The following is a 13812-nucleotide window of genomic DNA, read 5'->3' on the forward strand; positions in this document are numbered from 1 at the left end:
GAGAAAACTCTTTACTCTTCCACTGTCGTTTCCACCGCCGGCTTCTGCCGGATGCTTTCCAGCGCTACCTGCAGCACGTTGGTGCGCACGTTGAGGCTGGAAATCTTATTGTTGCGGCGGGTCGGGTTTACGCGGTTGGTGAGCACGATGCAAATCAGCTCCTCCTTGGGATCAACCCAGAACAGCGTACCCGTGAAGCCGGTGTGGCCGTAGCTGGCCGGCGAGGCGCTTTGGGCCGAGTTCAGGCCAGGGTTGGTGGCTGGCCGGTCGAAGCCCAAGGCGCGGCGGTTGTCGGGGCAGAACTGGCAGCGCGTGTAATCGGCCAAAGTTTCGGACTTGATGAGCTGCTGCCCACCGTAGCGCCCGTTCCAGGCATAAAGCTGCACGAGCTTGGCCAAGTCGTTGGCCGAGCCGAACAGGCCCGCGTGGCCCGACACGCCCCCGAGCAGGGCCGCGCCCTCGTCGTGGACCGTGCCCTGTAGCTGGCTGTGGCGGAACAGCGAGTCATACTCGGTAGGCGCGATGCGGCTGAGCGGGAAGCGTCGGGTGGGGTTGAAACCCAGCGTGGTGGCACCTAAAGGCTGGTACAGCTCGTCGCGCACGAACTGGTCGAGCGGCTTACCTGAGGCGGCTTTTACGAAGCGCGGGTACATGATGAACGACAGGTCGGAGTACACGTAACCGGGCTTGTCGTTGAGCGGCGACTCGGCAATGGCCTGTGTAATCAGTTCCGGGAAACCCTGACGGGCCCACAGGCCGGTGGCTGCCCGCAGCGGAAACCGGGCCGACGAGTCGGGCCGGAAGTAGCGGCGGTTTAGCTCGCTGGGTTTCGTGAGCGAAACCATGCTGGCGGCCGGGCTCTTGCCGAACAGCGCATTGAACAGGCCGCGGGGTTTGGTGTAGTCTTTCCAGAACGGAATCCAGGACTTGAGGCGGGCCTGGTGGGTGAGTACGTCGCGCAGCTTCAGATCCTGCTTGTTGGTGCCTTTGAACTCCGGGAACAGCTGGCCCAGCGTCATGTCGGGCGAGAATTTGCCCTCGTCCTGCAGCTTCATCAGGGCCGGCAGGGCGGCGCTTACTTTCGTGAGCGAGGCCAGGTCGTAGAGGTCGTCGTTGCGCACCGGGCGGGCCGAAGGGCCGTAGGTTTGAGTGCCGTAGCTTTTGCGCAGCACCACGGTGCCGCGGCGGGCAATCAGCACCTCGCCACCCGGGAAGGCGCCGGCGGCCAGGGCCCCGTTCATCACCGAGTCAACCCGGCTTTCCAAATCGTTGCTCATGCCCACGGCCTCCGGGAAGCTGTAGCGCAGCCGCGTGCCGCCGGCCGTGGCCAGTCCGGCCCCGTAGCCATAGGTGCGCGACACGGTAACCGGCAGCTTGCCACTAGCCGATATACCGCCGAAAATAGCCTCGGCGGCCACTTCCTGGGCGTTCTGACTTTCCTGGTAGGCCAGCACCACGGCTCCGGCCCGGTTCAGGTCGCGCAGGCGTTCCACGGCGTAGGCTGTGCCGAACACACTCACCACCAACTGCTGGCCCTTACCGCCCAGCTCGCGCAGCAGCACGTTCATTTCGGGCGTTACGCCGAAGCCGGTGGCCGGCTGGCGGCCCAGGTTGTTCACGCCCACGAGCACCGTATTGTAGAGCTTCAGGGTTTCGCGCATCTTCGTCAGCTCGTCGAGCGAGGGCGAAGCGGGCAGCCAGAAGTGGCGCACGGGTGCATAATCGGCCACCCGGCGCTGGAACGCGGTGGTGTCGGTGGTGCCGAGCGTGAGCGTGGCCAGCCGCAGCGTGTCGAGGCGTTGCAGCGGCAGCAGGCTTTGCTGGTTGCGCAGCACTGTTACGCTCAGCTCCGACAGCTGCCGGCTCAGGTATTGGTCGTGGGGCGTGTTGAGGTCGGCAATAATGTTCTTTAGCTCGATGGGGCGGTAGCGGTCCAGGCCAGCCCACTGTTTCAGGGCCAGTACCTTGCGACAACGGCGGTCAATTTCAGCCTGCGAAATCTGGTCCTTATCAATAGCCTCGCGCACCATGCGGAGGGCCAGCGGAATATCCTCGCTGAACTCCAGAATGTCGTTGCCGGCCAATAGCGCCCGCACGTCGGCCTCGCCGGCGGGATACTTGGTCGTCACGCCCTTCATGTTCATGGCATCCGTGAAAATGATGCCTTCGAACCCCATTTTCTGGCGCAGCAAGCCTTCAATAATCGGCTTGGAAAGGGTGGAAGGCACGCCGGTGGTGTCGAGGGCCGGAATGTTGAGGTGAGCCACCATCATACCACCCAGGCCCTTAGCCATCAGTTCTCGGAACGGAAACAGCTCCAGCGTATCGAGCCGCTGCCGGTCGACTCGCAGCAGGGGCAGCGCGAGGTGCGAGTCCACGTCGGTGTCGCCGTGGCCGGGGAAGTGTTTGGCAACCGCCAGCACGCCCGCATCCTGCATGCCCTGCATGTACTGCAGGCTCTTTTCGGTCACGTTTTCGCGGTTCTCGCCCCAGCTCCGGAAGCCGATGACCGGGTTCTGGGCGTTGTTGTTGATGTCGACGACGGGCGCGAAATTGACGTGCATGCCCAGCCGCTTGAACTGCGCGGCTACCTGCTGGCCCATCTGGTAGATGGGCTCATTGTCCTTCAGGCCGCCCAAGCTCATCTGAAACGGGAAGCGCACCACGCTGTCGAGGCGCATGCCCACGCCCCATTCTGCGTCCATGGCTATCAGCAGTGGCACGCGGGCCTGGCTCTGGTAGCGGTTCAGTAGCCGGCTCTGGCGCACAGGCCCGCCCTGGAAGAAAATCAGGCCCCCGATGCCGTAGCGCTGAATCAGGGCCGAAACTGAATCCTCATCGGCGCGGGTGCGGTTGGAGTAGGCGGCCACCATGAACAGCTGGGCCACGCGCTGGTCGGGCGTAAGCGTGGCCATCACCGAATCAACCCAGCGCGAGCTGGCCAGCTGCCCGGCAAACGGCACGGGCTGGTTGCGCGGCGGGGCCGGTTTGGTAGCGGCCGGCACTTTGGCCGGACGGGCAACTGTACGGCGCTGGGCCATGGCCGTGGTGGCGGCAGTCAGCAGCGCAAGCAGGAGAGTAAACCGGCGGAGGTAAACCAAGGCGGGCAGGAATGAATGGTGAAGGGGTGGGTTCAATTTACGGCAACCAGCGCGAAGGCGCGGCGGGCCGGCGCTTACTCCAGGCGGATTGCCTGCTCGTAGAAGACATGGCCAGCCTCGCCGCGTAGCGACATATCCAGCAGTAGCCGGCCTTCCGGGGCCCGGAAACGGAACAACGCGTAGTGCTTTTTATTGACCAGCGGCCCCACCCGCAGCGCGTTCGGCTCGCCGGTATTCTGGGTGGCCGGGTGCGTCAGGCCGCTCGATGTTACCTCCAGCACCGGCCGCGCCAACCCCGGCACCGCCAGCTCCGACACCTCGCCGATGTGCCGGTCGCCACTGACGAGCAGCAGGCCCTTAGGGTGGGTTTCGGTCAGCAGGTCGAGCAGGTGCTGGCGGGCGGCCGGGAAGTTGCTCCACTTCTCATAGGGGTGCTGGGTGGGCAGAAACTGGATGCCCGAGCCAATGATGTGCGCGTCGGCATCGGAACCGGCCAGCTGTGCGCGCAGCCAGGCCCACTGGGCCTCGCCCAGCACGTCGCCGGTGGGGTTGGGCTGGTACACCTTCTGGGCGTCGCGCTGCAGCGGGTCCTGGAAGTACCGGTCGTCGAGCAGCAGTACTTTCACCTTTTTGTCGGCCACCCGGTACTCGTAAGCGGCATAAATGCCTTCCTGACGGCGGCGTGGGCTATCGGCGGGCTCTTCCAGAAAATCGAGGGCCAGCTGCTGATTCTGGGCCTTGAAGGGGTAGTTCTTGTCGCCGTCGTTGCGGCCGTAGTCGTGGTCGTCCCAGGTGCCGATGATGCGCGTGCCCTGCTCGCGTAGCTGGCGGTAGCCGGGGTTGTTGAACTGGGTGGCGTACTTGGCGCGCAGCACGGCCGGGTCGTCGGAGTCGCCGTAGATGTTGTCGCCCAGCCACATCCATACATCAGGCTGGTCGCGGGCAATATCGGCCCACAACGGCTGGGGCAGATTCTGGCGGCTGCAGGAGCCAAAGGCAATCCGCAACTCAGCTCCAGACTCTGCCGGAGCAACCGAAGTAGTAGCAACAGGAACAGTAGCCAGCGGAGCCTTAGGCGAGCAGGCACCTAGTAAGCCCAGCAAAATCAAGCAATAGAAAAGCAGTTTCATGCCCCAAAGATGCCTCCCAAGGCCCAAAGCTGCGCCGCCCAGTTACTTTTAGCGTGCTGGCCGGTTGCTTCCTCATGCCTGAAACCCCTGAGCCTCGCCGCGCTTACCATTCCCACAGCGACATTCGCCTGTTCAAATTCATCGGCATTGGCCTGGGCTGCGCCTTCCTGACCGGTCTGGTGCTGATGGGCTTGGTGCTGTATTTCAGCCTGTAAGTGAGTGTGCAGGACTAAAAAGAACGTCATTCCGAGCGAAGCGAAGAATCTCGCGTGCTACAGTAACCCCCTATTGTGCGGAATACTGTGGCACGCGAGATTCTTCGCTTCGCTCGGAATGACGTTCTTTTCGCTAACCGCTAACCGCTAACCGCTAACCGCTACCGCCGGGCGGGCTTGCGGGTCTGGCCTTTTACCATCGAGCCGAAAGCGCCTTTCTTCTCAAAAGCGGACACTACCTCATCCTCCGCCGGGGTACGCTTAACTACCGGATTGTTGGCCCAGAATTCGGGGTCGTAGGGCTTGGCCCGGATGGCGTCCAAGTCACGGTCGTTGAGGCTGGCCTGGGTATAGGGCAGGCGCGGATTGGTGGTGCTCTGGTTGTAGAAGTAGGTGAACGACGTCACCTTGATGGCCAGCGGCTCCTTGCCCGGCTCAGTCAGGTCAGTCGTCAGGTCCATTTTCATCAGCTCCAACGGGGCCACACCGGACGCGCCGCCGGGCTTAAAGGCCATTTCGATGGTGAGCTTGGCGTTGGTGAACTTCTGGCGTGGGTTGCTGGTGCTGCCCGTGAAGCTGGGCTGTACCACCCGGTAGCGCACTACCTGGTTGGTTTCCAGGTCAATCCAAACCGTTCCCTGAGCCTGGTAAGCCAGCTCGGGCCGGGTTTCGAAGCCGATTTCAGCTACTCCGCCGGTCGAGTCTTCGCCCACAATGCCTTTCAGCTCCAGCAGGTAGTTTTTCTCCACGTTGGGGCTGAACAGGGCCAGCGAAGTGGTGCTGTCCTGCCGGATGTCGAAGAGGCCGTAGCGGCGGGTGTACACCGAAAAGTTGTTCAGGCTGATAGGAGCCTGCACGCCGGCGTAGCGGCCCTGGGCTAGCGTGGTACCCTCAATGCGGGCGGGGTTGGATTTCACGTTCCAGACCACTTCCTGCAGCTCGGTGGGTTCGTTGTCGATGCGGGTAATCTGGCGGTAGAAGGCGCGGCCGTAGTAGCTGCGGCGGTAGTTGCGCGCCAGGTTCCGGAAAGCCCTGTCTACGAGCTGGAACGGGTAACTGGCCACTTTCACTTCGGGCAGCACTACGGAAGCCGGGGCCAGCGTAATGTTCAGCAGTTCGCCGCCCGCTGTTACACGCACCGTGTCGCGCACGTGGCTCAGTTCCGATACCAGCAGCTGGGCCGGCAGCTCCTTTACAACGAGCGTAAACTCGCCCTCCAGGTTGGTGGTGGTGCCGTTGGTGGTGCCCAGCACGGCAATGCTGGCGAAGGGCAGGACTTCCTGGGTTTCCCGGTCGCGCACCACGCCCCGCAGCTGCACCTGGGCCTGGCCAAGGTGGGCGAGCCCCAGCAAAACCAGCAGAATGGAGAGAAGACGAAAGGCAGACGGCGAATAGCGAAGAGTTGGCATATGTATCAAGGAGGGGAGAAGCCGCAGGACGGCGGCCAGAAAAGAGGTAACGCGGGCCGCTCCCAAAACCGTGCCCGAGCGTGTAAAAGTACAGCCAAAACCGAACCTCGACCGGCAATTGCGGGTAAGCGTTGGTATATTGGGGCAGTGTCCGCTGCTGTTTACTCGTTTTTGGGGAAGATTTTTCCAGCGTATTGGACGAAGCGTTTTGCCTCGGAAACGAACCAATTGGCTCTGAAAAACGAATAACTAACCATTGAAAACGAAAGCCTCCTTCCTATGATCAAGCGTGATTTCCTCAAAACCGGCCTGCTCACTGCCCTCGGAGCCATAGTAAGCCCCGCCCTGCTGGCCGCTGCCCACGACGATAAGCTACTGCGCGAAGCCCGCGCTACCCCTATTGCCGACGGCCCCTTTACGCTTCCCGCGCTGCCCTACGCCTTCAATGCCTTGGAGCCCCATATCGACGCCCGCACGATGGAAATCCACCACGACGCCCACCACAAGGGCTACGTGAGCAAGCTGAACGCGGCCGTAATGGGCACACCAGCCGAAAAACTGAGCATGGCCGACTTGCTGGCTTCCATGAGTAAGCAAAGCGAAGCCGTGCGTAACAACGCCGGCGGCCACTGGAACCACTCGTTCTTCTGGCTGACTATGACTCCCAAAGGAGGTGGTCAGCCTACCGGTCCCCTTAAAGCAGCCATCGATAAAGACTTCGGCTCCTTCGATAAGTTCAGTGAGGAGTTTACCAAAGTGGCCAGCTCGCGCTTCGGCTCGGGCTGGGCCTGGCTGATCGTAGACAGTAAAACCGGCAAGCTGGCCGTCACTTCGACCCCCAACCAGGACAACCCGCTCATGGATCTGCCCGGTAACCAGCGTGGCCTGCCCATAGTCGCCCTCGATGTTTGGGAGCATGCCTACTACCTCAAGCACCAGAACAAGCGCCCCGACTACATCAAAAATTTCTGGAGCGTTATCAACTGGCCCGAAGCCGGCCGCCTCTACGACGCCGCCAAAAAAGGCTGAGTGAAATAAAAGTTGAACAGAAAAGGCCGGGCCGCTGAACGAACCTGATGGTAACGTTCGGTAGCCCGGCCTTTTCTGTTTGTATATAATTACTGGTTAAGTACTTAGGCCGTAGCGTGAATATCCAGCTTCGCGTGCCGTTCCTGACTTCCAGGTTATTGAGTTCTGCGATACGCGAAGCTGGAGCTTCACGCTACATACCTTCGGCCTTGTTTGCGCAAGTGGGATTGATGCAAGGCAGCTTCTACTTTTCGGCCACTACGCCCAGCGCCTTCTGCACCTCGTAATCGAGTTGGGTGAAGAGTTTTTGCAGGCTTTCGGGGCCACCTTCATCTACGCGGACGCTTTTAGTGCCTTTGGCCGTCGTGATGGCGAGGGTGGTAGAAGGTAAGTCGAGGGCGCCTTTGGAGTACACGTCGCGTAGCTGCGCAAAGCCAAGCTGGTCGGCCTCGCGTAGCAGTTGCTGCACCACGGCTGGTGCCAGCTGTACCGTGCGGTTGCCTACCACGGGGGCATGCTCGCGTCCCTCGTACTCCAGGCGGCCATCGGCAAAAAAGCGGGCCGTGTAGTCGGGGCAGGTGCCGAAACAGGCCGTGCGCCCGAATACGAGCACGGCTTCCTGCTGCTGAGGCTGCGTGGCAATAGTAGTGTTAGTTGCAGGCGCGGTACCGGCCGCAGCCGGGCGGCTGGCTTTGCAGGCGGGTAGCGCGGGCAGGCCAAGCATCAGCATGAGCAACGGAAGGAGCAGGGGAGTACGCATGGGGCAGGGGAGAGGCAGGAAAGAAAATCGGGTCAATATACCAATTCGCTAATGCCAAAATTCAGGCCAGAAGCCACCAAAAAGCCCCGCCACCATAACAGGTGCGGGGCTTTGCGGTAAATACAGCCGTTTCGGAAGCTTAGGAGCGGCGGGTTTTGCGCGGCTTTTTCGGGTTGGTTACGTCGTCGGCGCCGGTGCCGGGTTCGGCCTCATCGGCCGCGTCGTTGTTAGAGGCCAGCTTCTTGCTGCCGCTCGGCTTGGTTTGGGCGTCGCGCTCCTGGGCGGCTTTCATGGCATCGGCTAGGCGGGCCGAGAAGCCGCTGGGCTTCTTGTCCTTGTTTTTCACTTTGTTGGCTTCGAGCTTGGCGCGCACCTTGTCGTCGTCGATGAAACGGCGGGTTATGGCTATCTGACCCAGCGTTACGATGTTGGAAACCAGGTAGTACCAGGTCAGGCCGGCGGAGAAGCTATTGAGCACGAAGAAGAAGATGAACGGCATCAGGTAGCTGTAGAACTTCATTGGGCCCTGCATGGCCGAGGGGTTGTTCTGGTTGGTCTGGTAGGTCATGGCCAGCGTCGAGAGCGTCATCAGCACCGTGAACAGGCTGATGTGGCTGCCCATGAACGGCAAAGCGAAAGGCAGGATAATCGGGTTGTCGTAGGTGCTCAAATCCTTCGCCCACAGGAAGGCCTCCTGCCGCAGCTCGATGGCGTTGGGGAAGAACTGGAACATGGCGAACAGAATCGGCATCGTCAGCAGCGTCGGTATGCAGCCACTCAGCGGATTCACCCCAACGCTCTGGTTGAGCTTCATGGTCTCCTGCTGCTGCTTCATCTGGTCATCCGGGTACTTCTCCTTGATGGCGTCGATTTCCGGCTTGAGCACCTTCATCTTGGCCTGGCTCTCGTAGGTTTTGTACGTTAAAGGCCAGGTAACCAGCTTTATCAACAGCACCAGCAGCACGATAATCAGGCCGTAGGAAGCAATGTATTGCTGCAGGAAGTGGAACACCGGCAGTATCACAAACTGGTTTACCCAGCGGAACAGGCCCCAGCCCAGGTTCACGTTGCGGTCGAAATCGGGCGCAACGGTTTTGAGCAGATCGTAGGAGTTCGGCCCGAAGAAGAACCGGAAGTTAGCCTTGCCCTGCTGAACGTCCGCCACCGGAATCTTGAGCGTGCTGCTCAGCGTTTTCAAGTACGTCGAGTCATTCAGGTCAACCCCTGCGTTCAGCTGGCCCGACGTAAATTCGTTGTCGGCAATAATGCCGGCAATGAAGAAGTCGTGCTTGTGTGCCGCCCACTTTATGGGTTCCTCCACCTTAATTTCTTCTGGTGTCTCGCTGGCCTCGAACAGGACCGTATGGTCGCCCGATACGAGGTAGCGGTTGATGGCGGTGTGGTTGCGGTTCTGGGTGCGGTCCTGCTCGGTCTGGCGCACATTATCCACAAACGTGAACGTAAGCGGCTCCTGGGCCAGCGTCTGGCTCAGGCCATTAAAACGCAGCTGGTAGCCCACTTCGTACGATTCGGGGGCCAGCGTGTAGGTCTGCTCAATCTGTCCGCCGGCTACCTCGGCCACGAAGCGCATGGCGTTGCTGCCCTGGGGCTCGGCCCGGAAGTACAGGTCCGACAGCTTTATCTGCTGGCCGCTGATGGTGCGGAAGCGCAGGTCCATTTTGGCGCTCTGGGCATCGAAAATATCGAGCGGCTGGCCACCGAACGTTTTATACTTGTGCAGGCGTGCAGACTGGGGCTGGCCGCCCTTCGAGGAGAAGGTTACGGTCAGCAGCTTGTTGCTCAGCTCCGTCGTCTGGGCGGTGCCTTGGGCAGCGGTGGCAAACGAGCCGAGCTGCTTAGCCAGCTGCGCCGAGTCGGGGGCAACAGGTGCAGCGGTAGCAGCGCGGGCCGAGTCGCCGCCAGTAGTGACCGACTTAGTGGTTTTAGCCAACTCGACGGCGGCGGGCTCGGGTTTAGGCGCGAACTGAAGATAAATCAGAAGCAAGGCCGCCATTAAAAACAGGCCGATTGCTGAGTTTCTGTCCATTTACTGAAAAGTGTGCGGAGCTACGCCGGGGCGCTTCCAACGGAAAATAAAGAGCCGGGCACCGGCCGAAGTCCGCCACCCGGCCGCAAAGGTCGGACTTACGCGCCGAATATTTTTCGACGGAGGTATTTTGGGTTGGGAATTGGGGGTTGGAGGGCTGGCCTGATGCAAAAAGCACAGTGTCATGCTGAGCGGAGCCGAAGCATCTCTACTGCTTCGTTGAATCGTTACAACGAAGCGGTAGAGATGCTTCTGATCCGCTCAGCATGACGGCCTTTTAACCGCACGTCAACTCCTTACAGTCCCTTCCGGTACTGGATAGCCGCTTTCACGAAGCGCACGAACAGCGGGTGGGGGTTCTGGACGGTGCTTTTTAACTCGGGGTGGAACTGTCCGCCTACAAACCAGGGGTGGTCGGCCAGCTCAACTACTTCTACCAGGCCGGTTTCGGGGTTACGGCCACTGGCCAGCATCCCGGCGGCCTCGAAGCGCTCCAGGTAGTCGTTGTTGAACTCGTAGCGGTGGCGGTGCCGCTCGCTGATTTGGTTGCGGCCGTAGGCTTTAGCGGCCTTCGAACCCCGACGCAATTCGCAGTCGTAGGCACCCAGGCGCATGGTGCCGCCTTTCTGGGTAACGTTCTTCTGCTCCTCCATCATGGCAATCACGGGCTCCGGCGTCTGGGCATCCATCTCAGTCGACGAAGCCTCTTTCAGCCCCAGCACATTGCGCGCAAACTCCACTACCGCCACCTGCATGCCTAAGCAAATGCCGAAGAACGGGATGCCGTTTTCGCGCACATATTTCACCGCAGAAATCTTGCCCTCGAAGCCCCGCTCGCCAAAACCGGGCGCTACCAACACGCCGTGTACGCCGGCCAGCTGCTGGACCACGTTGTCGGCCGTCAGGTTGTCGCTCTGGATGCTGCGTACCGTCACCTTGCACTCGTTCTGGGCCCCGGCATGAATGAACGACTCGATGATGGACTTGTAGGCGTCGGGGAGCTCCACGTATTTGCCTACCAGCGCAATCGTCACTTCTTCGGTCGGGTTTTTCAGCCGGCCCAGAAAGTCCTTCCAGGCTTCCAGATCGGGCTGCGCCGCGCCGCCTTTCAGGTTGAGCTTCTTGATAACGCGCTCATCCAAATGCTCTTTCAGCATGAGCAGCGGCACCGAGTAGATGCTGTCGGCATCGAGGCTTTCGATAACCGAGTTGATGTTGACGTTGCAGAACAGCGCGATTTTGCGGCGCATCTCGGCCGGAATCGGGTGCTCGGAGCGGCACACCAGAATATCGGGCTGCAGGCCGGCACTGCGCAAGTCGCGCACCGAGTGCTGGGTGGGCTTGGTTTTAAGCTCCCCGGCGGCCTTCAGGTAAGGCAATAGCGTGAGGTGAATAACCAGCGTGTTGTTCTCGGGCAAATCCCAGCGCAGCTGCCGCACCGACTCGACGAAGGGCAGGCTCTCAATGTCGCCAATCGAGCCCCCTATTTCGGTTATCACCACATCAAACTGCCCGGTCTGGCCCAGCAGCAGCATGCGCCGCTTTATCTCGTCGGTGATGTGGGGCACTACCTGCACGGTTTTGCCGAGGTAGGCGCCCTCGCGCTCCTTGGTAATCACGTGGTCGTAGATGCGGCCGGTGGTTACGTTGTTGGCCTGCGAGGTGGGCACGTTCAGGAACCGCTCGTAGTGGCCCAGGTCAAGGTCGGTTTCGGCCCCGTCGTCGGTCACATAACACTCGCCGTGCTCATAGGGGTTGAGCGTGCCGGGGTCGATGTTGATGTAGGGGTCGAACTTCTGGATGGTGACCCGGAAGCCCCGGGCCTGCAGCAGCTTGGCCAGCGAGGCCGAGATGATGCCCTTACCCAGGGAGGAAGTAACGCCGCCCGTTACAAAAATATACTTGGCCGTTGGCGCCGCGGAAGTTGAATTTCGGTCTGGCATAACGGGAAACAAAGGTAGAGGATTGGGCGGATATCCAACCAGCAGCTACTACGCGGGGCTTTTTAAACGGCCTGGCGCAGGGGGGTAACCTGTCCGGCTACAACGTCGGCGTACATGGCCCGCAACACGCAGCGGTCGAACCGGGGTCCGATCGGCGCGGCGGCCATGGTGTGTACCTCCGTTGGCTCGGCTGCATATGAGAGGTTACCCGATGGCTTTCCCAGCAATTCCTGCAACCGGGCCTGGTAGTAGAGCTCGCGCTCGGCAGCGGCGGCCAAATCGTTTTCAAGCCGGGTGATGTACTTGTTGACGAAATCCACCTGTCCGGGCTGGGTTTGCAGCGGGGCCGGCCGCGCCGGGCTGGCGGGTGACGTGGGCGGCGCGGCCGTGGGGCTGAGGGCGCGGCCGTCGCGTAGCATCGGGCCGGAGCCGGTTAGCAGCCAGTCGGGGCTGAGGTCGGGGTAGGCGGCCAGTAGCGCCGCAACGATGCCGCTCTTAGGCTCTGTGCCGCTCTCGACACTCGAAAGCGTCTGCTGCTTAATGCCCGTAGCGCGGAACACGTCTACCTGCTTTAGTTGCCGCGCTTCTCTGAAGGCGGCAATCCTGGAACCAATTGTATCCATTTTGGTGTGTTTTAGTTGTACCGACATATTGGTTTAACCGAAGTAATCGTTATCTTTACTTCCGTACATTCGGTATCGGCAACAATAATACCGAAACTAAGGCAAGCAACCAACAAAAACCGAAGATATATGAACAGAACCATGAAAACCCCCGACGAAAAGGCCGTTTTTCGGTACCGACTAGAGCAGGTTCGGCCGCTGTTGCCAAGCGTTCCGGCCATCCGAATCAACACGTTACACCCCGAAATCGACCCCGAGCTGGTGCGCAACGTACTGCGCCGCCCATGCCGCCGGTATGATGAAAAGATTCTGACTGAACTCGAAAACCTCGCTAAGCAAACCCCCGCCTAACATGGAAGAGCTAGTGTTCCCCACCAAGAAAGGCAACCCGGCCACGGATTCGCTGCGCATTGCAAAAGGCTTCGGAAAGAGCCATGCCCACGTATTGCGGGCCATTGATAACCTGGAATGCGACGCGCAATTCCGCCAATCCAATTTTGGATCGGCCTCCTACCTCGACAAGCAGGGCAAGGCCCGCCGGTCGGTTATCATGTCCAAGGATGGGTTCGCGCTGCTGGTGATGGGCTTTACCGGGAAGCGGGCCGCAGCCTTTAAGCAGGGCTACATTGAACAGTTCAATCAGATGGAGGCCCAGCTGCGCTCAGTCGAGAATGACGCGCCGCTGGTGAACCTGCTGGAGCACACGCAACGGGAAGTGCAGGTGGCCAATTCCAAAAGCATCAACAACCATCAGTACCTGATTGGCGGGCTGGGTAGCGTCATTGCCTACAACCGGGCCAACTGTCTGGCCCATACCGGCAAACGCCCGAACGTGATTGTAAAGGAAGCCAAAGCCGCCGGGCTTCCCTCAAAGCTGCGCACGTCGGCCAAGGAGGTGCTGCGCAACACCCAGCCCGCCACGGCCTGCGCTATGTCGCTGGCTGACCAAATGGTGCGCGTGGGCAATGGCCGGGTGTCGATAGATGAAGCCGCCGCCGTGACTACTCAGGCTCAACAGGTATTTGCCGGGCTGTTGCGGCTGGGGTTCCGGCCCTCGCAATTGAATGGCTGATTATTTTTTTGCCCAGCGCAACCGAAATAATTGTACGCCGTTATTGCTTTATACCGAAACATCGGTATCTTTGGAACATCGAAAGCATCTAACCAACCAACCCCACACCCCACCGCCATGCAAACCTTCAGTGTCACCATCAAGCGCGTTACCGACGAAACGGCCAGCAACATCATGCAGCTAAAGGCCGCCGGGGTGTACCGCCCCCTGCCGGACGCCCAGCACACGCTCACGATTCAGGCCACCGACCGCGCCGCCGCTTTCAACAAGGCCCAGTTCGATAAGACGCTGGCCTTTTCCGGGCAGGGACTGCAGGTCTGGATTGATGGCACGCGCCAACTCGGCAACTGGTAGGCGTGGTACACGCCAGCCTCTTTACCGGCATCGGCGGCTTTGACCTTGCTGCCGAATGGATGGGATGGACCAACTCCTTCCAATGTGAAATCGACCCCTTCTGTCAGAAGGTACTCGCCAAGAACTTCT

The 13812-nt window shown here is 60.5% G+C and carries 13 protein-coding genes; 6 read left to right on the forward strand and 7 right to left on the reverse strand.

Features of this window, described 5'->3' with window-relative positions:
• Positions 1–11: 11 nt before the first annotated feature.
• Positions 12–3101 carry a glycoside hydrolase family 3 N-terminal domain-containing protein gene (locus tag HW554_RS17045; RefSeq protein ID WP_246285420.1) on the reverse strand — a complete coding sequence of 1030 codons (3090 nt, stop codon included), beginning with the start codon at positions 3099–3101 and terminating at the stop codon, positions 12–14.
• Between the two features lie 74 nt (positions 3102–3175).
• Positions 3176–4231, reverse strand: a complete 1056-nt coding sequence (locus tag HW554_RS17050; RefSeq protein WP_176909781.1) for an alkaline phosphatase D family protein — start codon at positions 4229–4231, stop codon at positions 3176–3178.
• 74 nt (positions 4232–4305) lie between these two features.
• Between HW554_RS17050 and HW554_RS17055 the strand changes: the two genes are divergently transcribed.
• Positions 4306–4446 carry a hypothetical protein gene (locus HW554_RS17055; protein ID WP_176909782.1) on the forward strand — a complete coding sequence of 47 codons (141 nt, stop codon included), beginning with the start codon at positions 4306–4308 and terminating at the stop codon, positions 4444–4446.
• Positions 4447–4607: 161 nt separating this feature from the next.
• On the opposite strand, the gene HW554_RS17060 is transcribed toward HW554_RS17055, so the two are convergent.
• A complete protein-coding gene (locus HW554_RS17060) occupies positions 4608–5855 on the reverse strand; it encodes a carboxypeptidase-like regulatory domain-containing protein (protein WP_176909783.1) in 1248 nt (415 codons plus the stop codon).
• A 279-nt stretch (positions 5856–6134) separates the two neighbouring features.
• Here HW554_RS17060 and HW554_RS17065 point away from each other — a divergent pair, with 279 nt between their 5' ends.
• Positions 6135–6884 (forward strand): superoxide dismutase, encoded by a 750-nt coding sequence (locus tag HW554_RS17065; protein ID WP_176909784.1) that lies wholly within the window; start codon positions 6135–6137, stop codon positions 6882–6884.
• Between the two features lie 244 nt (positions 6885–7128).
• Here the strand turns inward: HW554_RS17065 and HW554_RS17070 are convergent, their stop codons facing one another.
• From HW554_RS17070 to HW554_RS17085, 4 genes are all read right to left on the reverse strand, one after another.
• Positions 7129–7644, reverse strand: coding sequence for a DUF6438 domain-containing protein (locus tag HW554_RS17070; protein ID WP_176909785.1), 516 nt, complete (start codon positions 7642–7644; stop codon positions 7129–7131).
• Between the two features lie 139 nt (positions 7645–7783).
• On the reverse strand, positions 7784–9691 hold the full coding sequence (yidC, locus tag HW554_RS17075; RefSeq protein ID WP_176909786.1) for a membrane protein insertase YidC: 1908 nt from the start codon (positions 9689–9691) through the stop codon (positions 7784–7786).
• Between the two features lie 296 nt (positions 9692–9987).
• Positions 9988–11634 carry a CTP synthase gene (locus HW554_RS17080; protein WP_176909787.1) on the reverse strand — a complete coding sequence of 549 codons (1647 nt, stop codon included), beginning with the start codon at positions 11632–11634 and terminating at the stop codon, positions 9988–9990.
• 62 nt (positions 11635–11696) lie between these two features.
• Positions 11697–12257, reverse strand: coding sequence for a helix-turn-helix domain-containing protein (locus tag HW554_RS17085; RefSeq protein ID WP_176909788.1), 561 nt, complete (start codon positions 12255–12257; stop codon positions 11697–11699).
• A 129-nt stretch (positions 12258–12386) separates the two neighbouring features.
• Between HW554_RS17085 and HW554_RS17090 the strand changes: the two genes are divergently transcribed.
• The 4 genes from HW554_RS17090 to HW554_RS20875 form a co-directional block, all read left to right on the forward strand.
• Positions 12387–12608: a hypothetical protein gene (locus tag HW554_RS17090; RefSeq protein ID WP_176909789.1), complete on the forward strand. Its 222-nt coding sequence runs from the start codon at positions 12387–12389 to the stop codon at positions 12606–12608.
• A 1-nt stretch (position 12609) separates the two neighbouring features.
• Entirely contained in the window at positions 12610–13329 is a 720-nt protein-coding gene (locus HW554_RS17095; RefSeq protein WP_176909790.1) for a Rha family transcriptional regulator, read from the forward strand.
• Positions 13330–13446: 117 nt separating this feature from the next.
• Positions 13447–13683 (forward strand): hypothetical protein, encoded by a 237-nt coding sequence (locus HW554_RS17100; protein ID WP_176909791.1) that lies wholly within the window; start codon positions 13447–13449, stop codon positions 13681–13683.
• A 2-nt stretch (positions 13684–13685) separates the two neighbouring features.
• A partial coding sequence (locus HW554_RS20875; RefSeq protein WP_176909792.1) for a DNA cytosine methyltransferase occupies positions 13686–13812 on the forward strand: 127 nt, incomplete at its 3' end.

It is taken from the genome of Hymenobacter lapidiphilus (assembly GCF_013377885.1).
GTDB classification, from domain to species: Bacteria; Bacteroidota; Bacteroidia; order Cytophagales; family Hymenobacteraceae; genus Hymenobacter; species Hymenobacter lapidiphilus.